Below are 20,171 nucleotides of genomic sequence, written 5' to 3' on the forward strand. Positions count from 1 at the left end.
GATTACGAAAATCTATTTTACTTTATTTTAGACAGTTTCATTTTAATCTGAAGCACTTAAGATTAATTTAAATGCCGGGTAATGTCATAATCATCAAAAAATAACCTATTGAAATGCAATAGCACTATTTAACAGTTGTCCATTATTAGTATATTGCAACATATTAATACAGTAATTGTTGAACGAGAAGGATTATTTATGTTTAAGAAATATTTGAAATACGCGCTATTGGTAACATTGTTAACTACGGTTGGACAAAGGGTTTCAGCACAGGAGAGCAAGCAAGAAAAACCTTATTCGCAACAATTAAAAAATATTGAAGTTTTTTTGAGGAACGGTGATTTCAAGCAGGCCATGGATTCTTTGGATGCCATTACTACGCGATATCCTAATGCTGATGATGCTTATTTTACTAAAGCCGTTTTATTTGGACAGATGCGTAATGCTGATCGTGCTTTGGAGGAAGTAAATAAAGCTTTGGAAATTAATCCTAAAAATGAATATTTAAGTTTCAATATCGATGTTAATAAAGGAAAAGGTGATCTCCCTAGTGCGATCCGTTCATTGGATCTGCTGATGACAAAGGAGAAGGTCAACATTGCGGCCTTGAATCGCGAGAAGATTATGTTGTTGTTTAACAGTGACAAAAAAGATGAGGCTTTTGCTTTATATAAGGATGTTAGAGAGCGAGCGGGAGCTACCGATACGCTTGACGTTATAGGTGCTACTTTGCTATTGTCAAAAGATGATTTTCCTGCTGTAATCCAGGTTCTTGAACCTTGGGCAATTAAAAAATCTCCTTTGGCACAGGTGTACAGTCAATTGGCACAGGCTTATCGTGGAATTAAAGATCCTAAAAAAGCTATTGCGATATTAAATACCGGTGTTGCGAATGCGAAAGACGATTACTTATTTTTAGATCTGGCTGATGAGTACCGTTTGTCTGGGAAGGCTAAGCTTTCTTATGATTACTTAAAACAAGCCTTTTTATCTAAAAGTGTTGATTTCTCGGAAAAAAATAGAATTATCTTATCTTTATTAGCTCCTAATAGTGGATTTTCATTCGACCAGGCACAAGAATTAGCTAATATATTGGTTGATGTACATCCTCGCGTAGCAGAAAGTCATGTGGCTAAGGGGCAGGTGAATTGGATGCGTAATGATTTAGTTGGGGCACAGTCTTCCTTTTCTATTGCAGTAGGTATCAATCCTTATCAAATTGATGCATGGCGTATGCTCATGAATGTTGATTTGGCGTTGGAGCAATATGATCAAGCTATAGAACATGGCGGTGAAGCTTTACACAATATTCCCAATAATCCTGTTATTTTGTACTTCAGTTCAATCGCATATACATTGAAAGGAAATTATGATTTAGCTAGAAATTTGATGGAGGCAGCTTTGAATAATGGTCAAAATGAGAATGCCATTTTTCAATCAAATATTTATAGTGGTCTGGGCGATATTTATCATTCGCTTAAAATGGAAGCAGCATCAGATGTTGCGTATAGAGAGGCTATTAACTTAGATAGTACAAATGTAAGTGCGATGAACAATTTAGCTTATTATTTAGCGTTAAGAAATCAGGATTTAGATGATGCGGCTCATTTTGCAGAGACAGCAAATAAGTTACGACCTAATGATGCGACATTGGAAGATACTTATGCATGGGTTTTATTTCAACAGGGTAAATATGCTGATGCATTGCTTTGGATTGAAAAGGCAATAAAAAATTCAAAATCGCCTTCAACAGTCCTATTGGAGCATTATGGTGATATTTTGATTAAAAATAAAAAAATAACAGAAGCGATGAAGCAATGGAAAAGTGCTTTGGCTATGGGGGGATCTACTGAAACCAATATGGAGAAGTTGAGAGAGAAAATAAATAAGAAATCGTATGTGGAATAAATCTGTTGTTACACTTTTATTGCTTGTTGTATTGGCATCCTGCAGTACTAAGAAAAAAATGAGTAAAGTAGAGAGTAAGCCTGAGGTAGTTGAAACGATCAGTAAGGAAGATTCTAAAAATGCGGTAGTTCAGAAATTTTTGTTGTCAAATCTGGACTTTACTACGTTCTCTGGCAAAGCTAAAAGCAAAATAGATTTAGGAAAGTCATCATACGATGTGACAGCTAATATAAGGATTGAAAAAGATAAAAGAATCTGGATTTCTATTACGGCATTATTGGGTATAGAAATAGGCCGGGTTTTGATTACTCCAGATAGTGTTCAGATATTAAATAAATTTCAGGGGGAATATATAGCAAAACCCTTTAGTTACTTGTATCAATATGCAAGTGAGGATTTAACTTTTTCAAATGTTCAAGATTTGTTTTTAGCCAATTTTTCAACGAATTTGTTAAATACAACCGACTTTGAGGTTGATCAAACGAGTGTACCAATTCAGTTGCGTGGTCAAAAGAATGCATTGACTTACTTATATTTAGTTAATCAACAGAATAGATTAGATTCATTTCGTTTGGAGCAGCCTGAAAAAGGACAGAAATTGGAGGCTAGTTATGCAGATTATTCAAATGGAGGTGGACAATTGTTTCCGATGGGTCTAGAATTACTGATTTCAGGAGGCGATATGAATATTAAAGCAAACTTCAATTACAGCAGAATTTCATTTAATGAAGCTATTGAAATGCCTTTTACTATCTCCAATAAATACAAAGTAATTAATTAATGTTAGTACGATAATCCTTAAGATTTATTACTTTCGCATTTGAGACTATATTTAATTGAACATATTATATTCAGACTCAACTGCTAGTAAAAGATTACTATAGATGAATTTAAAGAAAATAACACTAAGTCTAACTGCGTTTTTTTTGATGCTGGGAATCGGTTTTTCGCAGACTCGTGCAGAGCTTGAAAAAAAACGTGAAAAAATAAATCGTGAAATAGCGGAATTGCAAAAAACGCTAAAAGAAACGACTACAGAAAAGATTTTGACGCAGAAGCAGGTCAGTGCTTTAAGTAGTCAGATTAATCTTCGTGAAGAGAAAATTACAACGATAAGTTCTGAATTAAGCTTGATTAATCGCCAGATTAATACGAATACCAGCGCTGTAGATAAATTGAAAGCGGAGTTGGAGAAAATGCGTAATGATTATGAAAAGATGATTATGTTCGCTTTTCGTAACCGCAATGCCTATAATAAGTTGATGTTTATTTTTGCTTCAAAGGATTTTAATCAAGGTTTTCGTCGTGTAAAATATTTGCAGCAATTCAATGATTCTCGAAAATTGAAAGCAAGTGAGATTGAAGGAACTAAAAAGCAGATTGAGCAAAAAATAGCACAGTTACAGGCTGATCGTAATAAGCATAAGCAGTTATTGAATGAGCAAGAGCAAGAGAAGAAAACTATTGCACAACAACGTGCTGTGTTCTCTAATGAATTGAGTTCATTAATTACGACTGAACGAGGTGTAAAACGCGATATTACACAGAAGCAAAAAGAAGAACGTAAGTTAAGATCTGCAATTCAGGCTATCATTAAGAGAGAAATTGAAGCAGAGCGTAGAAGACAAGAAGCTGCTCGTAGAGCTGCGGAAGCTGCTGCAGCAAGGAGCGCGAAGAAAAATGACACTAAAGTTGATGATAAGGAAACTTCTAAATCTACATCACGTAAATCGGATTCAGAGGTATTACGTGCTACTCCAGAGGCCGCTCGACTTTCGGCAGATTTTAGATCCAACCGTGGTCGACTTCCGTGGCCGGTTTCCAATGCTAAAATATTACAAAGTTTTGGTACGGATAGAACAGGTCGGAACGTCTCAGTTAGTCATGAGTCATTAAAATTACAAACTTCTAGTGGCGCAACTGTTAAGGCAGTGTTTTCTGGAACTGTAACAAGTACGTTAACTTTAAATGGATTGAAGGTGATTATTATTTCACATGGTGAATTCTTCTCGGTGTATAGTAATTTAGCTAGTTTTAGTGTGTCTAAAGGACAGAAAGTGTCAGCAGGTCAGGCTATTGGAACAGTAGCTAATGATCCGGATTTAGATGCGCCAGTTTTAGATTTCCAGGTTTGGCAAGGACAAATCCCGATGAATCCGCAATCATGGTTAGCGAATTAAAAAAATATAGAAATAAAAATTATTATGTACATTTGTTTTTAGGGTATAAGTGTATATACTTAAAGTGAATATTGAAAAACAGTAAATTATAAGTTATGTTGACATCAGGGTTATTAATAATGGGTATTGGAGGTCAGGAATTAATTATAATCGTTGTAATATTATTATTATTATTTGGCGGTAAAAAGATTCCTGAATTGATGCGTGGATTAGGTAAAGGTGTAAAAGAATTCAAAGACGGACAGAAAGAGGATTCTACAGATGATACTAAAGAGAAAACAACTGATAATAAGTAATTTATGTTGTTTTTGAGGGATAAGATTTTACAGCAGTAAAATCTTATTTCATTTTGTACAGTTTCCAGTATTGTTAATGAGGGTATGTAGTAAAATACATGCTTTGTAATAAGGACTACTTAGGTTCTATTTATCAACCATAATTAAAAAAGATGATTGAAAGCAAGAAGACTCTCTTGACGATTGGCTTAGCATTTACGACATGTTGTCTGTTTGCACAAGAAAAGTCTATTGAAGAGATGAGAAATTCTACTCAAGCAATCATGTTAGCGAGTATAGATCGTGAAAATGCATCTATTCTGCAGCAGCTTGATAGTATCAAATTTGTAAATGCCGGTGAAAAAGAAGTAGAAGGAATTTTATTTGATATCGAAGATGTAACTGTCGTTCGAAAACTAAATTCCTTAGAACGTGAAGTCCCTCTAGACTATAACCAACATGTTCGAAAATATATTGATCTTTATAATTCTAAGAATTATGCAGGGCATATGTCCCGCATGTTAGGATTGGCGCAGTATTATTTTCCGCTTTATGAACGTATTCTTGCTGAAGTAGGAGTTCCAAAAGAAATTAAATACCTCTCCATTATAGAGTCTGCGTTAAATCCACATGATGTTTCTCGCGTTGGTGCTACAGGGCCTTGGCAATTTATGTATGGGACAGCAAAGATCTATAATTTAACAATGGACAATTATGTTGATGAACGTAAAGATCCAATTGCTTCAAGCTATGCTGCCGCAAAATATATGAAGGAAGCGTATGCTGAATTTGGGGATTGGTTGTTGGCGATAGCTTCTTATAATTGTGGAAAAGGTGGTGTGAAACGAGCTATTTTAAGATCTGGCAAAATTCAACCTTCATTTTGGGAAGTTGCTCCTTTTCTGCCAAAAGAGACCAGAAATTATATTCCTGCATATATCGCTATGACTTATACTTTAGGATATGCACAAGATCATGGTATTGAAGCTAAGGATGGAGACATTGCCTTAAATACGCAGGTATTAGAGATTGATAAATTCATTTCGATAGCAGAGGTTGCTAAAGCGATAAACGTTTCTGAGGAGAGTTTAAAAGTGTTAAATCCAGCATATAAAAAAGGGATCGTTAATGGCTCTGATGAAATACATCGTCGTTTGATCATTCCTGCTTTAGCAGCTGATATGAATAAGGATAAACTTTATCTTGCTTTAAATACAACAGTAGAAACTCCTAGTCAAGTAGTGGCTTTAGCGAATGATGATGTGCGTGTGAGTAATAAGCGAAGCGCTCAAACAAGTACACATCGTGTTAGAAGAGGTGAAACTTTAGCTGTTATAGCGAAGAAATATGATGTGAGTGTTCAAAATTTAAAAGCTTGGAATAACGTAAAGGGATCTTCTGTAAAGACTGGTGCTTCATTAATTGTTAGCAGTAGTGGTGTCAATACGCGTTTAGCTCAGAAAACAAGTGCTGAAACTCAAAGAAAGTCGAATTTTGCTTTTTATACTGTAAAAAAAGGTGATACGCTATCAGAGATCGCAAATAATAAAGGGGTGTCATTATCTAAGTTGAAGGCTGATAATAATTTATCACATTCGAGGTTAAAGCCTGGTATGAAATTGAAGATTAATCGGGGATAAATTTCGACCTAAGTTTCTGTAAAAATAAAGCGTCCAACTCTATAAAAAGTTGGACGCTTATTTTTTATAGCTTTATGATGTTATACCAGCCATGCAGCATCATCTTCTGCTTCATAGCCTAGTAAGTTAACTTCCACATGTTCTTTTAATATCGTTGATAATTTTAGCCCATAATAATCGCTTACAATGGGGAATTTTGGATGACTTCTATCAATAAGAACTGCAGTTCTCATCTTTTTAATAGGGACATTCAAAAATACGCCTAAACCATATGCAAGCGTTCTTCCGCTATTCAGTACATCATCAACTAGTATTAACGTTTTATTTTTAACATTTTCGATGGGTTGATCTGTTTCAGCTTTTAGGGAACGGCTTGTTTTGCTCATCGTCACTTTAAGTAACTCAATATCTTTATCCGATATTTCTTCTAGAATCTTTTGCAGTCTCTGTGCAAAAACATAACCTCTATCAGCAATACCGACCAATACAAGCGTATTTTCTTCAAAATTATCTTCTAAAATCTGATAAGCGATACGTATCGATTTTTGTTTAATCTGTTCTTTATCTAATATGAGCGTTTTCTTTGACGACATAGTGGTACTAAATTTATATACGGGTAAAAGTACTAAATTCTTTGCAAAAAAAAGTCCGAATGTCATGACATTCGGACTCTTGAAAATATTATTTAGAAAAATTTATTAATTAAATTTTTCAGATTTCTCAGCATTTATAATTTCGGCTGTAAGCGATTTGTTGTCATCAGGTAGTCTACCACCATCATAGTAATAACGTCTCCAATATGCCTCTCCTAAATTACTTATCATTACACCTTTGCTCGAAGAAGCATGTGCGAATTTGTTATCGCCAATATAAACTCCAACATGTGTAATGCTTTTACTTCGGATTTTAAAGAATACTAAATCTCCTGCTTTTAGATCATCTTTCTTAACAGGTTTAATTTGAGAGTATTGGTTACGGCTGTTATATCCTAATGTTGTATTGAATACTTTTTCGTATAATTCAAATGAGAATTTAGAACAATCGATTCCTCTTTTGGAGTCACCTCCTAATCGGTAGGGAGTTCCTAACCATTCATAAACAAACTGATATAATTTTGTATTTGTAGTTGCTGAAACCGCAACACCCATTATTTGGGAGAAGTATTCTTTAGCTAGATTGTCCGGGTCTGATTCCGGTTTAGATTGGGTTTTGGTTGATTGTGCCTGCGACACTAGACATAAGCCTATAAATAGCATTGTTGCTAATATTTTCTTTGTTTTCATTAAATCGCTTTTTTGTACAACTTTAAACTTATTCTTTTTTGTTGTTGGATGTTAACTATTTTGGACATCACTGTTGCGAATATAATACAACTCATCTTACTTTGCAAAAAAAATGACATGTATTTAACGAATTTTTAACGTTTTTAACACTTTATTTATTGAGATGCAATTTAACTCCGATGGGTAAATTGTAAACTTTAAACTACAGTGATGATAAATGATACGTGCCTAGATTTGTTGTAGTAATGTGTTATTCATATATAAGAAGGTGTTTTATTAAATTTATATCAAAAAAAAGAGATTTTATTTTGATAGTTGATAAATAATGCATTATATTTACGAAAGTAAAGCAACAGCAATGAAAAATTCTATAATTATTACATCGATTATTATTACCACCGGGATAAAACTTAGGAGGAGGTAGTTTCGTTGTATAGAAATGTAGACAAGATATTTCATAAACGCCTTCCTCTCAGAGTGAAGGCGTTTTTTTTTATGCTTAAAACAAACAAACAAACAAACAAACAAACAGTATATATTATGAAGATTTTAAAATTTGGAGGAACGTCGGTGGGCTCTGCAGCTAGTATCAAAGCAGTACTTAGCATTGTGAAGAAATCGTACAACTCCGGAGAGCAACCGTTGGTCGTCTTGTCTGCCATGTCAGGAGTTACTAATTTACTTTGTAAAATGGCTATTGATGCTTCTGAAGGCAAGTCTTTCCAAGAAGATTTAGCTTTGATAGAAACTAAGCATTTCGATGTTATTAAGGCATTAATAGTTGTGCGACACCAAAATCCTGTTTTTACTAAACTCAAATTGTTTTTCAACGAGATCGAAGAATTATTGCAGGGCATCTATGCATTAAGAGAGTTAAGTGAGCAAAGTAAGGATTTGATTGTAAGTTATGGTGAACGTTGCTCTACCTTCATGGTATCTAAAATTTCGGAACAGGATTTAGAAGCATCTTTATTTGTTGATGCATCTCATTATATTAAAACAGATTCTCATTTTGGACATGCTCATGTTAACGATCAGTTGACAGAACAACTTGTTAAGTCATTGTATTTAACAAACAATGATAAACTTATGTTCGTCACTGGATTTATAGCTTCTAATGAGAACGGACGTATGACAACCTTAGGTAGGGGAGGATCAGATTATACTGCCGCTATTTTTGGTTCTATTTTGAATGCTACTGCAATCGAGATATGGACAGATGTTAATGGTATGCTGACTGCGGATCCACGGATTGTAAAAAAAGCATTTTCGTTGCCTGTTCTTTCTTATACAGAAGCTATGGAGCTTTCTTATTTCGGCGCCAAGGTCATCTATCCGCCAACGATGATTCCTGCTTTTCTAAAGAAGATACCTATTGTGATCCGTAATACGTTTGAGCCAGATTTCGCAGGTACTTTTATTCAGTTTGAAAGTGGAAAAACAACTTTACCAATTAAAGGTATTTCTTCGATAGGAGAAATATCTGTTATTAACCTGAGCGGTTCGGGAATGATCGGTAAATCTGGATTTAGTGGCAGGTTATTTACTTTATTAGCGAGAGAGCAGATTAATGTGGTCTTAATCACCCAGTCTTCTTCCGAACATAGTATCACTTTTGCGGTCAATCCAGAAGATGCATTACGTGCTAAGAGTTTAATTGAAAATGAATTTGAACTTGAAATACAGGCTAATAAATTAATCAATCCGGAAATCGAAAATGACCTGTCTGTATTGGCTATTGTTGGTGAGAATATGAAGAAAACTCCAGGTATGTCAGGAAGATTATTTTCTTCATTGGGCCGCAATGGAATTAATGTGCGTGCAATTGCACAAGGATCTTCGGAATATAATATATCTGTTATTATTTCGAAGAATGATTTATCAAAAGCCCTGAATGCTGTTCACGATGCTTTTTTTGCTGAACTTAAGAAGACACTTTATGTTTTTAATCTGGGAACTGGAAATATTGGTTCTACTTTATTCAAGCAATTGGAGAGTCAATACGATTTCTTACTTAGTAAAAATGATCTTGAAATCAAGGTGGTTGGTATTTCAAACAGTAAGAAAATGTTGTTTAATCTAGATGGTATTGATTTGGCAAATTGGGACAGTGAACTTTTGGAACAGGGCGAGGATGCGGATTTAGCGGTATTTGTGGAACGTATGAAAGGTTTCAATCTTCCTAATTGTGTATTTATAGATAATACTGCTAGTCGATTGCCTTCTAGTTATTATGAGGGTATTTTCCAATCTAATATTTCAATTGTTACCTGTAATAAAATTGCTAATTCAGGAAAATATGAACAATACAAAACATTGCGGGAGACGGCTCATAAGCATGGTGTTGATTTCTTCTATGAGACCAACGTTGGTGCCGGTCTTCCGATTGTGCGTGTTTTGAAAGACCTGATGTTAAGTGGTGACCGTATTGTTAAAATCGAAGCGATACTTTCTGGAACAATCTCTTACATCTTTAATAATTTTAAAGATGAGGCATCTTTTTATGATGTGGTAAAACAAGCGCAGGCTCTAGGTTATACTGAGCCGGATCCTCGTGATGATCTAGGTGGAGTTGATTTTATGCGTAAAATGTTGATTTTAGCACGTGATGCAGGTTATCCAATCGAAGCTGAAGATGTCAATTTAGGCGCAATATTACCTGAACCATGCTTGAAAGCAGATTCAGTGGAGTCTTTTTATGAAGAGCTTAAAAACGAGAACAGTTATTTTGAAGCATTAAAAGAAAAGGCTCGTCTTGAAAATAAAGTGATCCGTTATATTGGAAAATTAGAAGATGGAATTGTTTCTATTTCTGTACAGATTGTAGACGACAAGCATCCTTTTTATGCACTGTCTGGAAGTGATAATATTATCTCATTCACGACAGAACGTTATAAGGAAAGACCACTGGTAGTCAAAGGACCTGGTGCCGGAGCTGAAGTAACAGCTGCAGGAGTATTTGCGGATTTAGTAAATGTTGGCGCATAATCAAAAGTTTCACTAGACCTGTTATTGCATTGGATAACAGTAATAAATATTAAATATGAAAACTTCTCTATCGAAGAAAAAGATAAATCTGGATAATATGTTGGATCACATTCATGTTTTCGCTCCGGCGACAGTCGCGAATATGATTTGTGGTTTTGATATTTTGGGCTTTGCTTTAGAAGAACCAGGAGATGAAGTAATCATGCGAAAAACGAGTGTACCAGGAGTTGTGATCACTAAAATCACAGGTGATGATGGACGTCTTCCGATGGATGCCGACAAAAATACGGTGTCCGCTTGTGTACAGTTTCTATTGCAGCATCTGGGTTTAGAAGATCGAGTGGGAGTCGAAATTGAATTACATAAGCATATGCCTATTGGATCAGGTTTGGGATCAAGTGCTGCGAGTACTGTGGCAGGTCTATTTGCTATTAATAAAATGCTGGGCGATCCCCTTTCTAAAGAAGAACTATTACCTTTTTGTGTGGAAGGCGAACGATTAGCATGTGGACATGGTCATGCTGATAATGTTGCTCCTTCTTTATTTGGCGGTATTACCTTGATTAGAGGACATGATCCTCTGGATCTCATTCCTTTGCCTGTACCGGAAGAATTAGTTGCTGCTGTGGTATTTCCACAGGTTGATGTTCCTACCCGTGACGCACGCCAATTGATTAAAGAAAAGGTGTTGTTAAAAGATGCCGTAATTCAATGGGGGAATATTGCAGGACTTGTAGCAGGGCTCTTTAAAAATGATTATGATCTCATATCGCGAAGTATGCAGGATGTATTGATCGAACCGACTCGGGCCATTTTGATTCCTCAGTTTTATGAAATGAAGCAAATTGCATTAGAAAATGGTGCATTGAGTTTTGGCATTTCTGGCTCAGGTCCTTCTGTTGTGGCAATCACAAGGGATAAGGCTATGGCGAAGCAGATCGTTGAACAGATCAAGGCTCATCTAGCTGAATCAGAGATTGAAAGTTATGGATATGTATCGGGTGTTAATGTTGATGGACCTAAAGTATTAAATTAAGATTATTATGAAATTTTACAGTACCAATAATAAAGCATTACGTGTTTCTTTTAAAGATGCAGTTTTTAATTCACTACCTGCAGATAAAGGACTTTATATGCCTCTGGAGATTCCACAATTGGATCCCTATTTTATCAAAAATATACAACAATATTCGCTTCAAGAAATTGCATTTACAATAGCTCAAGCTTTTATTGAAGATGATATCCCTGCTGATGTGCTTAGAAATATTATAGCCGATGCTATTAATTTTGATGCTCCTGTTAAGTTTTTGAGTTCTGATACTGCGGTATTAGAATTATTTCATGGGCCTTCTTATGCCTTTAAAGATTTTGGTGCGCGCTTTATGAGTCGTGTTATGGCGTATTTTTCGGGTGCAGATGATAAGTTATTGGATGTACTGGTTGCGACATCTGGAGATACGGGCGGAGCAGTTGCTTTGGGTTTCTTGGGTGTTGCAGGTACACGTGTTACCATTTTGTATCCAAAAGGTAAAGTGTCTGATATTCAGGAGTTACAATTAACTACTAATGGCCAAAATATAAGAGCCATTGAAATTGATGGAACTTTTGATGATTGTCAAGCATTGGTTAAACGAGCTTTCAATGATCCGGAGCTTAATGAACAACTGAGATTAACATCGGCTAATTCCATTAATATTGCACGTCTGATCCCGCAGACATTTTATTATTTCTATGCTTATGCACAATTGAAAGCGCAAGGCTCGGACAGAGTTGTGTTTACGGTGCCAAGTGGTAATTTTGGTAATATCGGTGCCGGCTTATTGGCTTTCAAAATGGGACTTCCTGTAGAGCAGTTTGTTGCGGCTACAAATGCAAATGATACTGTTCCACGTTTTATTAAATCTGGAAAATATGAACCCAAGCCATCTGTACAAACTTTAGCAAATGCGATGGATGTCGGGGATCCGAGTAACTGGGTTCGTATTCAAGATTTATTTGATTATAATCTGGATAATTTAAAAGGCATGATCACCACATACACGTATACAGATAAGGAAACTCGGGCAGCGATGGAACAGTTGCACCATACTTATCATTATGTGGCTTGTCCGCATACGGCTATTGCTTGGTTGGGATCACAGGCTTACCGTGGTGAACATCCAGGTTCTTATGGATCTGTATTTTTATCTACAGCACACCCTTGTAAATTTCCGGATGCTATTTCGGAGCAGGTATTCAGTAAAATTAAATTGCCTTTAGGCGTTGAACAATTACACAATAAAGATAAGGTTGTAGAAGCTTTTCCTGTTGATTATGCTGTTTTTAAAAATTACTTAATCACGCATAAATAGTTGAATAGGCTCATTTAAATGGGCCTATTTAATTTATATTCTTTTTTTGAAGAGTTTTAGATAAACATCGAGATTTAAACTTATGATAAATTTAGGTGGCAAGATGTTTCAAATAAGTTGAAAACCTGTACTTTTGTTCCGATGAAAAAAATTATTCTGAATAAAGGAAAAGATAAGGCAGCTTGGCAACTTCATCCTTGGGTCTTTTCTGGTGCAATAAAGCGTATAGATGGTGCACCCGATAACGGGGATGTTGTTACTGTTTTTAATGCAGAAAATGAGTTTATTGCTTTCGGACTTTTTCACGATTCATCTCGTGTAGCTGTTCGTTTATTAGAATGGCATCCTGATCAACAGATCAACGAACAATGGTGGCGCAAGCGTATTCAAAAGGCTGTTGAAGCACGCCGTCATTTATTGATTGAAGGAAAGAATGATACTGCAAGGTTGATTTTTGCTGAGGCAGATTTTGTTCCTGGATTGATTGTGGATAAGTATGCTGATTATATCTCAATACAAGTTCATGCTGCAGGGGTTGAAAGAATCAAGGATGTGGTTATTGATGAGCTGAACAAATTATTAAGTCCTAAGGGGATTTATGAGCGTTCAGATCTTAAATCACGCGAGCATGAGGGATTGCCGGATACAAACGGTTTACTTTTTGGAGAACTTCCACCTGAGTTTGTTGAGATTATTGAAAATGGTATTCGTTATCAGGTGAATATTATAGATGGCCAAAAATCAGGCTTTTATTGTGATCAAAGAGAGAATAGAGCTTTAACAGCTCAATATGTGAAGGGTAAAAAGGTGCTGGATTGCTTTTGTTATTCTGGCGGTTTTACTTTAAATGCTTTCCATGAAGGGGCGGCAAGCGTTACTTCTGTGGACAGTTCTGCTTTAGCAATTGAAACGTTGAGACGTAATATTCTGTTAAATGGATATAGTGAAGAAGCACATGTTGCTATCCAATCTGATGTGAATAAGCAATTGAAGGTATTTGCTGAAGAGCAGCAAAAATTTGATGTCATTGTATTAGATCCACCAAAGTATGCTCCTTCAAGATCTTCGTTAGAACGTGCTTCACGTGCATATAAGGATCTGAATAGAAGAGGATTATTGCTTTTGGAATCGGGAGGTTTATTGGCTACTTTTTCATGTTCTTCTGCTATGGACATTGACACTTTTAAGCAAGTATTGGCATGGGCAGCATTGGATGCCGGCAAAGAAATACAGTTTATTAGACAATTTCATCAACCAGATGACCATCCGGTAAGAGCATCATTCCCAGAAGGGGAATATTTAAAAGGATTATTAGTAAGAGTTATTTAAAAAAATAAAAGAGGTTTCTAAATGTGGGGAACCTCTTTTTTACGTTATGGAAGTACAAAATAATAAGATTAGGCCCGAGTTTTCTATTTTACTCGCAGTTAGTTTCGCTCATTTATTAAATGATATGATTCAGGGTGTTATTCCGTCAGTTTATCCTTTATTAAAAGAAGAACATCATTTGAGTTTTTCTCAGATTGGAATTATAACGCTTGTATATCAGATCGCGGCATCTATTTTTCAACCTGTTGTAGGTTCGTTTACAGATAAGCGACCAATGCCTTATTCGCAGATTATCGGTATGACTTTTTCGATTTCGGGCATGGCACTTTTTGCTTATGCGCCAAGTTATGCTTTGATTTTGTGTGCTGTATTTTTGGTTGGGATAGGTTCTTCGATATTTCATCCTGAATCTTCCCGAGTTGCTTATATGGCATCTGGCGGAAAACGAAGTATGGCACAATCTATTTTTCAGATCGGAGGTAATGCAGGTACTGCGCTGGCTCCAATTATCGTCGCATATCTTGTTTTACCGAAAGGACAATCATCTATTGCCTGGTTTTGTGTTATTGGAATCATAGGGCAGATTGTTTCTTATTATATTGGCAGTTGGTATAGTGAAAAGCTTAAAAATAGAGCTAAAAATGCAAGTGCTGGTATGCGTATACCGGATCTATCGGAAGCTCGTGTAGTGCTAACGGTTGTTGTCCTGATGCTATTAATTATCTCGAAGTACTTTTACATTGCTAGTATTACTAATTATTTTCAGTTTTATACCATGGAGAAGTTTGGTTTAACGGAAATTCAAGCGCAAGTGTATCTATTTTACTTCTTAATTGCTGTTGCGGCGGGCACATTGTTAGGTGGAATTTTTGGTGACCGTTTCGGAAGAAAGTATGTGATTTGGTTTTCAGTTTTGGGAGTCGCGCCTTTTTCTTTACTATTGCCCTATGCAGATTATACCATGACTGGTGTATTAGTGGTTATTATAGGTTTAATCTTATCATCGGCATTCCCAGCTATCATTGTTTATGCACAGGAGCTGTTGCCTAAAAAATTAGGTATGGTTTCTGGCTTATTCTATGGTTTCGCATTTGGTATGGGTGGTTTGGGATCAGCGTTATTAGGCTGGCAGGCGGACCATACATCGATTGAGTTTATTTATCATGTATGTTCTTATCTACCGCTTATTGGCGTCGTTGCATATTTCTTGCCGAATCTACAAAAAACACCTTATAAAGATGTGATGTAAATCTTCTTTGCTTTACATAAAATAAATAAAGTGCTCCATGGAGCGCTTTATTTATTTTATAACATCGAGCCATCCTTTTGCCATTAAACTGGCTCCAGCTAACGAAGTGTGAACTCCATCTGTTGTCCAATAAGAGCCTGAGGCCTTTTGTTCGGCATTATCAAATATTGATTGATATGGAATTAATGAAGCATTAAATTCTTTTGAGATATCAACACAAGCTTGTTGGTAACCTGCGAAGTCGGGAAACCAGTCCTCTGTAACATGTTGTACATTTTTAACGCCGAATGGCTCTCCTATAATCAGCTTTACGTTCGGTAATTTTGATAGCGTCTGCTGTAATAAAGTCTGGTATTGTTTCTTAAACTGTTCTGGTGTATTTGTTGCACCACTATCCTTTGTTCTCCAAAAATCGTTTACACCGATCAGAATACTTAGAATAGTGGGTTGAATATCGATGGTATCTTCTTGCCATCTATTTTGCAAATCTGGTATTCGATTTCCACTGATACCGCGATTGTATATCTTGAGATTTTTATCGGCATATTTTTCTAACAGCACCGCGGCGGCTAGATTTGCATAACCAGAACCTAACGCCCAGTTGTCATTTGCATTTTTATTTTTTCTATCCCGACCATTATCCGTGATTGAGTCTCCTTGAAATAAGATTACATCGTCTTTGCTTATACTTATTCTTTTTGATTTATTTAGGTTGTCCAGGCTTTCAGCCTGAGCAGAAAATAAATTGGCGTTAGTTAATAAACTAGCGCCAATAATACTTTTTGTAATAAATGATCTGCGATTCGTTTTCATATTTAGTTATACGTTGATAGACTAAATATAAAAAAACTAAGTATATTTTTCTATACCATCAAGGATAATTTTACAAGCTTTTTCAATTTCATCGTTTGTGATGGTCAAAGGAGGAGCTACACGCAATGCTGTTTCACAATGTAAATACCAATCAATCATGATTCCTTGTTGTGCGCAATAATTACTCACATTATAAACCTGGTCAAAAGTTTCAAGCTGTAGACACATCATCAATCCTTTTCCTCTAATTTCTATAATTTTAGGATGTTGTAATAGTGTTCTGAATAGTTGTTCTTTCTCAGCAACTTGTTCTACCAATTGATTTTCTCTGATGAATTCTAAAGATGCTTTTGCGGCCGCACAACTAACAGGATGTCCGCCAAAAGTCGTGATATGACCGAGCATCGGATTGTCTTTGATTACATCCATCACTTGCTTCGATGCAACGAATGCTCCTAAAGGCATACCGCCACCGATACCTTTGGCAAGCATGAGAATATCAGGTACGATATCATAATGTTCGAATGCAAATAACTTTCCAGTTCTACCAAAGCCTGTTTGAATCTCATCAAAGACTAGCAATGTTCCTGTTTCATTACAACGTTTACGTAAAGCCTGCATATATGAAATATCAGGAACACGTACTCCAGCTTCTCCTTGTATAGCTTCAATAATTACAGCTGCAGTCTTTTCTGTGATCAGCGATAAGTCATCACTATTATTGAATGTTATGAATTCTATTTCGGGAAGTAATGGTGCGTATGCAGTATGATATTCTTCATTTCCGATAAGGCTTAATGCTCCCTGTGTACTGCCGTGATATGCTTTTTTCGCTGCTATAATCTGTCTTCTTCCAGTAAAGCGCTTTGCTACCTTCATACTTCCTTCGACGGCCTCTGCGCCTGAATTGGTAAAATAGACTGATTCAAATTGTTTTGGAAGTACAGCTAATAAGTCAGTTGCAAATTCAACTTGTGGAGCTTGTACAAATTCACCATATACAGTAACATGTAAGTATTTTTCAAGCTGATCTTTGATTGCCTGGATAACTTTTGGATTTCTATGCCCAATATTACTGACATTGAATCCTGAAACCAAATCCATATATTCTTCACCATTTGGTCCATATAAATAGACTCCTTCTGCTTTTGCTATTTCAATCATCCTTGGTGAATTTGATGTTTGAGCCGTATTTAGCAGAAAAAGTTCCCGATTATTTAGCATCTTATTAGTTGTTTAAAAAAAAGAAGAAGTCTTTTGGACTTCTTCTTATATGCGTATTAATTATTGTTTTTTCGATTATTGAGCGATTTAATCAAGTATTCTCGAAACTCCTGTTCGACTTGAAAAAATTGAGAGGAGCGTGAAGTTCCAATAACTTTGGAAAATTTTTCACGATAATTTTTCTTGATCTCTAGTTCTTTTGCATCATAAGCGATAACATCGCGAGAATTTCCACGGAGATTATTTCTCGAAGGACTATTTCCTGTTTTAGCTTTTTTAACATTCCACATTTCCTTTGAATATTCATTATAAATAGGAAAAAAATCTTGAGCTTCTTTTCGTGATAGATTTAATTCTCTTGTAATAAAAGCAATTTTTTCATTTTCAATGATTTGAAAACGTTCATTGTCCTGTGCATAAGTGGTTGATAGACCTACAATACAGAAACAAAATATGATAATTATATTCTTAATCTTTGACATCATTATAACGTGTATTTAAGATAATCCTCAATATCTTTGTCCTTAATTTTACCATTTGTTCCTACTATGTCTTCATCATCGATATATTTTGCAACATATAATAAATCATCACTATTTCCTGTTTGTGCTAGGTAATTAATGATTTCCTGGTCTGACACATGTGTAAGATTCTTCTGTTCTTGAGTGCTATTTTGGAATCCAAAATAACTTCCAATACCCAAAATGGCCACTAGAGATGCTGCTACAGCATATTTATTCCAAGGAATTTTCCTTTTAATAGAATGAATAGGAACTTCAGCTGGAAGATCTGATGGCAAGCCTGCATGAATCGATTTAGTAATTTTAGCCGTTAATGATTCAAAATATTTATTAGGAGCTTCAAAACCATCTGTAATAACTACTTGTTTTAAATTGTCCGTAATTATTTTTGCGGCTATCTGCTCGTTAAATTCATTGAAATATAAAGATGGGGTTTCAAATCCATCTTGAGTCACTTTAGATTTTAAATTATCTTCCGTTACTTTTAGTAATATATTATTTTGTAAAGACGAAAAGTAATCATCTGGATGACTAAAGCCATCGGTTTTAATCTGATCTTTTAGCTTTTCTTCAGCTACTTTGCCTAAGATATTTTGTTGAAGTTTTTCAAAATAGCCAACGGGTACATCTCGGATTTCTTTTGGTGATGATTCCAATTTGACTTGAGCAATCAAAGATTCATTTAAATCTTTGAAGTAATCTTTGGGCACGTCAAAAGGATTTACACGCAGTGAATCGGGTAGATTATTAGCTTCCATTCCCTCATGATATGTGTTATTTTCCTTCATTATAAATCATTAGAGTACCTAAATCAAAAAAGGTTTAATCGTTGTTATGAAAAAAAGCTTCTATTTTTTTTACAGCTAAATGATATGATGCTTTCAAGGCACCAACACTTGTTCCTAGTACTTCTGAGATTTCATCATATTTCATATCATCAAAGTATTTCATGTTAAAAACAAGTTTTTGTTTTTCTGGAAGTGTTAATAAAGCCTGTTGTAATTTCATTTGTGCTTTATCACCACTAAAGTAACTACCACTTGATAAAGAGTCTGCTAAATAAGCAGAACTATCGTCATCCAACGATACGTTCTGCTTAAGTTTTTTCTTATTCAAGAATGTAATACATTCATTGGTCGCAATGCGGTACAGCCAAGTATATAATTGGGAATCCTCACGGAAGTTCGCCAGATTTCGCCATACTTTAATGAATATGTCTTGGACAACATCATCTGCATCATCATGATCAATGACCATTCTTCTCACATGCCAATATATTTTTTGCTGATATTTGGTCAGCAGCTGATTAAATGCTTCTTCGCGCGTACTTTCGTTAGCAAATTTTGAAATAATTAAAGCATCTTCCATATATTGACGTTGTGATGTTTGTTTTTTTATTTTCTGTTAATAACACGTTGTGCTGCCGCAACAATTGCTGCCGCATTCAAACCATATTTTTCCATTAATTGAGCAGGAGTACCTGATTCGCCGAAGCTATCATCTACTGCTACAAATTCTTGGGGAGTTGGTAAGTTTTTAGCTAAAACTTGAGCTACACTATCTCCCAAACCGCCTAAACGATTGTGTTCTTCTGCAGTTACTACACATTTTGTTTTAGCAACTGATTTTAAAATAGCTTCTTCGTCTAAAGGTTTAATGGTGTGGATGTTGATGATTTCAGCATCAATGCCCAACGCTGCTAATTGCTCACCAGCCTGGATAGCCTCCCATACCAAATGTCCTGTTGCGATAATTGTTACATCAGTTCCTTCGTTTAGTGTTACTGCTTTTCCAATTACAAATTCTTGGTCAGCAGGAGTGAAGTTAGGAACTACCGGACGTCCAAAACGTAAGTAAACAGGACCTTCAAATTTTGCTGCAGCAATTGTTGCAGCTTTAGTTTGATTGAAATCACAAGGATTGATAACTGTCATTCCAGGTAACATTTTCATCAAACCAATATCTTCTAAGATTTGGTGTGTAGCACCATCTTCACCTAATGTTAATCCAGCGTGTGAAGCAGCAATTTTAACATTTTTGTCAGAATAGGCGATAGATTGGCGAATTTGATCGTAAACACGACCCGTTGAGAAGTTCGCAAATGTTCCTGTAAAAGGAATTTTACCACCAATTGTCAAACCAGCTGCGATTCCCATCATATTTGCTTCAGCAATACCAATTTGGAAGAAACGTTCTGGAAATTCATTTATAAAATCATTCATTTTTAATGATCCGATTAAATCAGCACATAAAGCAACAACATTTTCGTCTTGTTTACCTGCTTCTAATAATCCAGCACCAAATCCTGAACGGGTATCTTTTGATTCTGTGAAAGTATATTTTTTCATTTTTTACTAGTATGGAGTAGTTAGTATAGAATAGCTCGTACTTAGATTTCTTCAAATGACGT

Annotated in this window: 18 protein-coding genes; 10 read left to right on the forward strand and 8 right to left on the reverse strand. The window is 35.6% G+C overall.

The features are described 5' to 3' along the window. Positions 1-198 precede the first annotated feature (198 nt). The 5 genes from HCX49_RS10830 to HCX49_RS10850 all read left to right on the forward strand — a co-directional run bounded on the left by HCX49_RS10830 (position 199) and on the right by HCX49_RS10850 (position 6,003). Positions 199-1,908, forward strand: a complete 1,710-nt coding sequence (locus tag HCX49_RS10830; protein ID WP_132770962.1) for a tetratricopeptide repeat protein — start codon at positions 199-201, stop codon at positions 1,906-1,908. Next, on the forward strand, positions 1,898-2,689 hold the full coding sequence (locus tag HCX49_RS10835) for a DUF4292 domain-containing protein (RefSeq protein WP_132770961.1): 792 nt from the start codon (positions 1,898-1,900) through the stop codon (positions 2,687-2,689). The genes HCX49_RS10830 and HCX49_RS10835 overlap by 11 nt, the downstream gene beginning before the upstream one ends. A gap of 103 nt (positions 2,690-2,792) precedes the next feature. Then, positions 2,793-4,088, forward strand: coding sequence for a murein hydrolase activator EnvC family protein (locus HCX49_RS10840; protein WP_132842951.1), 1,296 nt, complete (start codon positions 2,793-2,795; stop codon positions 4,086-4,088). A gap of 95 nt (positions 4,089-4,183) precedes the next feature. Beyond that, the gene (locus HCX49_RS10845; RefSeq protein ID WP_031287456.1) at positions 4,184-4,384 is read left to right on the forward strand and encodes a twin-arginine translocase TatA/TatE family subunit; all 201 of its coding nucleotides are present in this window, start codon (positions 4,184-4,186) and stop codon (positions 4,382-4,384) included. A gap of 152 nt (positions 4,385-4,536) precedes the next feature. After that, positions 4,537-6,003, forward strand: a complete 1,467-nt coding sequence (locus HCX49_RS10850) for a lytic transglycosylase domain-containing protein (protein ID WP_168127118.1) — start codon at positions 4,537-4,539, stop codon at positions 6,001-6,003. Between the two features lie 80 nt (positions 6,004-6,083). Here HCX49_RS10850 and HCX49_RS10855 read toward each other — a convergent pair whose 3' ends face one another. Further along, the gene (locus HCX49_RS10855; RefSeq protein WP_132770958.1) at positions 6,084-6,596 is read right to left on the reverse strand and encodes a phosphoribosyltransferase family protein; all 513 of its coding nucleotides are present in this window, start codon (positions 6,594-6,596) and stop codon (positions 6,084-6,086) included. A 105-nt stretch (positions 6,597-6,701) separates the two neighbouring features. After that, the gene (locus HCX49_RS10860) at positions 6,702-7,286 is read right to left on the reverse strand and encodes a C40 family peptidase (protein ID WP_021188582.1); all 585 of its coding nucleotides are present in this window, start codon (positions 7,284-7,286) and stop codon (positions 6,702-6,704) included. Between the two features lie 540 nt (positions 7,287-7,826). Here HCX49_RS10860 and thrA point away from each other — a divergent pair. From thrA to HCX49_RS10885, 5 genes are all read left to right on the forward strand, one after another. Beyond that, positions 7,827-10,274, forward strand: coding sequence for a bifunctional aspartate kinase/homoserine dehydrogenase I (gene thrA / locus HCX49_RS10865; protein WP_168127119.1), 2,448 nt, complete (start codon positions 7,827-7,829; stop codon positions 10,272-10,274). A gap of 55 nt (positions 10,275-10,329) precedes the next feature. Then, complete coding sequence (locus HCX49_RS10870; RefSeq protein WP_168127120.1) at positions 10,330-11,310, forward strand: homoserine kinase; 981 nt, start codon at positions 10,330-10,332, stop codon at positions 11,308-11,310. 7 nt (positions 11,311-11,317) lie between these two features. Next, the gene (gene thrC, locus HCX49_RS10875; RefSeq protein ID WP_021192493.1) at positions 11,318-12,625 is read left to right on the forward strand and encodes a threonine synthase; all 1,308 of its coding nucleotides are present in this window, start codon (positions 11,318-11,320) and stop codon (positions 12,623-12,625) included. Between the two features lie 141 nt (positions 12,626-12,766). Then, positions 12,767-13,954 carry a class I SAM-dependent rRNA methyltransferase gene (locus HCX49_RS10880; protein WP_132770955.1) on the forward strand — a complete coding sequence of 396 codons (1,188 nt, stop codon included), beginning with the start codon at positions 12,767-12,769 and terminating at the stop codon, positions 13,952-13,954. 46 nt (positions 13,955-14,000) lie between these two features. Beyond that, the gene (locus HCX49_RS10885; protein ID WP_168127121.1) at positions 14,001-15,203 is read left to right on the forward strand and encodes an MFS transporter; all 1,203 of its coding nucleotides are present in this window, start codon (positions 14,001-14,003) and stop codon (positions 15,201-15,203) included. Positions 15,204-15,254: 51 nt separating this feature from the next. Here the strand turns inward: HCX49_RS10885 and HCX49_RS10890 are convergent, their stop codons facing one another. The 6 genes from HCX49_RS10890 to HCX49_RS10915 are packed head-to-tail and all read right to left on the reverse strand — an operon-like array spanning position 15,255 to position 20,109. Next, complete coding sequence (locus tag HCX49_RS10890; RefSeq protein WP_021192491.1) at positions 15,255-16,016, reverse strand: SGNH/GDSL hydrolase family protein; 762 nt, start codon at positions 16,014-16,016, stop codon at positions 15,255-15,257. Between the two features lie 36 nt (positions 16,017-16,052). After that, complete coding sequence (locus HCX49_RS10895) at positions 16,053-17,240, reverse strand: aspartate aminotransferase family protein (protein ID WP_132770953.1); 1,188 nt, start codon at positions 17,238-17,240, stop codon at positions 16,053-16,055. A 56-nt stretch (positions 17,241-17,296) separates the two neighbouring features. After that, on the reverse strand, positions 17,297-17,725 hold the full coding sequence (locus HCX49_RS10900) for a hypothetical protein (protein WP_021192489.1): 429 nt from the start codon (positions 17,723-17,725) through the stop codon (positions 17,297-17,299). Next, entirely contained in the window at positions 17,725-18,549 is an 825-nt protein-coding gene (locus HCX49_RS10905) for a hypothetical protein (protein ID WP_021192488.1), read from the reverse strand. The genes HCX49_RS10900 and HCX49_RS10905 overlap by 1 nt, the downstream gene beginning before the upstream one ends. Positions 18,550-18,583: 34 nt before the next feature. Further along, complete coding sequence (locus HCX49_RS10910; RefSeq protein ID WP_021192487.1) at positions 18,584-19,129, reverse strand: RNA polymerase sigma factor; 546 nt, start codon at positions 19,127-19,129, stop codon at positions 18,584-18,586. A gap of 26 nt (positions 19,130-19,155) precedes the next feature. Next, positions 19,156-20,109: a transketolase family protein gene (locus HCX49_RS10915; RefSeq protein WP_132770951.1), complete on the reverse strand. Its 954-nt coding sequence runs from the start codon at positions 20,107-20,109 to the stop codon at positions 19,156-19,158. Positions 20,110-20,171 lie beyond the last annotated feature (62 nt).

Origin of the sequence: Sphingobacterium sp. B16(2022) (assembly GCF_012030425.1) — a bacterium.
Lineage (GTDB): Bacteria > Bacteroidota > Bacteroidia > Sphingobacteriales > Sphingobacteriaceae > Sphingobacterium > Sphingobacterium anhuiense.

Bases quoted from the DNA above. Each gene is read 5' to 3' on its own strand.
- HCX49_RS10830 (WP_132770962.1), top strand. From the start codon at position 199: ATGTTTAAGAAATATTTGAAATACGCGCTATTGGTAACATTGTTAACT.
- HCX49_RS10835 (WP_132770961.1), top strand. From the start codon at position 1,898: ATGTGGAATAAATCTGTTGTTACACTTTTATTGCTTGTTGTATTGGCA.
- HCX49_RS10840 (WP_132842951.1), top strand. From the start codon at position 2,793: ATGAATTTAAAGAAAATAACACTAAGTCTAACTGCGTTTTTTTTGATG.
- HCX49_RS10845 (WP_031287456.1), top strand. From the start codon at position 4,184: ATGTTGACATCAGGGTTATTAATAATGGGTATTGGAGGTCAGGAATTA.
- HCX49_RS10850 (WP_168127118.1), top strand. From the start codon at position 4,537: ATGATTGAAAGCAAGAAGACTCTCTTGACGATTGGCTTAGCATTTACG.
- HCX49_RS10855 (WP_132770958.1), bottom strand. From the start codon at position 6,596: ATGTCGTCAAAGAAAACGCTCATATTAGATAAAGAACAGATTAAACAA.
- HCX49_RS10860 (WP_021188582.1), bottom strand. From the start codon at position 7,286: ATGAAAACAAAGAAAATATTAGCAACAATGCTATTTATAGGCTTATGT.
- thrA (WP_168127119.1), top strand. From the start codon at position 7,827: ATGAAGATTTTAAAATTTGGAGGAACGTCGGTGGGCTCTGCAGCTAGT.
- HCX49_RS10870 (WP_168127120.1), top strand. From the start codon at position 10,330: ATGAAAACTTCTCTATCGAAGAAAAAGATAAATCTGGATAATATGTTG.
- thrC (WP_021192493.1), top strand. From the start codon at position 11,318: ATGAAATTTTACAGTACCAATAATAAAGCATTACGTGTTTCTTTTAAA.
- HCX49_RS10880 (WP_132770955.1), top strand. From the start codon at position 12,767: ATGAAAAAAATTATTCTGAATAAAGGAAAAGATAAGGCAGCTTGGCAA.
- HCX49_RS10885 (WP_168127121.1), top strand. From the start codon at position 14,001: ATGGAAGTACAAAATAATAAGATTAGGCCCGAGTTTTCTATTTTACTC.
- HCX49_RS10890 (WP_021192491.1), bottom strand. From the start codon at position 16,016: ATGAAAACGAATCGCAGATCATTTATTACAAAAAGTATTATTGGCGCT.
- HCX49_RS10895 (WP_132770953.1), bottom strand. From the start codon at position 17,240: ATGCTAAATAATCGGGAACTTTTTCTGCTAAATACGGCTCAAACATCA.
- HCX49_RS10900 (WP_021192489.1), bottom strand. From the start codon at position 17,725: ATGATGTCAAAGATTAAGAATATAATTATCATATTTTGTTTCTGTATT.
- HCX49_RS10905 (WP_021192488.1), bottom strand. From the start codon at position 18,549: ATGAAGGAAAATAACACATATCATGAGGGAATGGAAGCTAATAATCTA.
- HCX49_RS10910 (WP_021192487.1), bottom strand. From the start codon at position 19,129: ATGGAAGATGCTTTAATTATTTCAAAATTTGCTAACGAAAGTACGCGC.
- HCX49_RS10915 (WP_132770951.1), bottom strand. From the start codon at position 20,109: ATGAAAAAATATACTTTCACAGAATCAAAAGATACCCGTTCAGGATTT.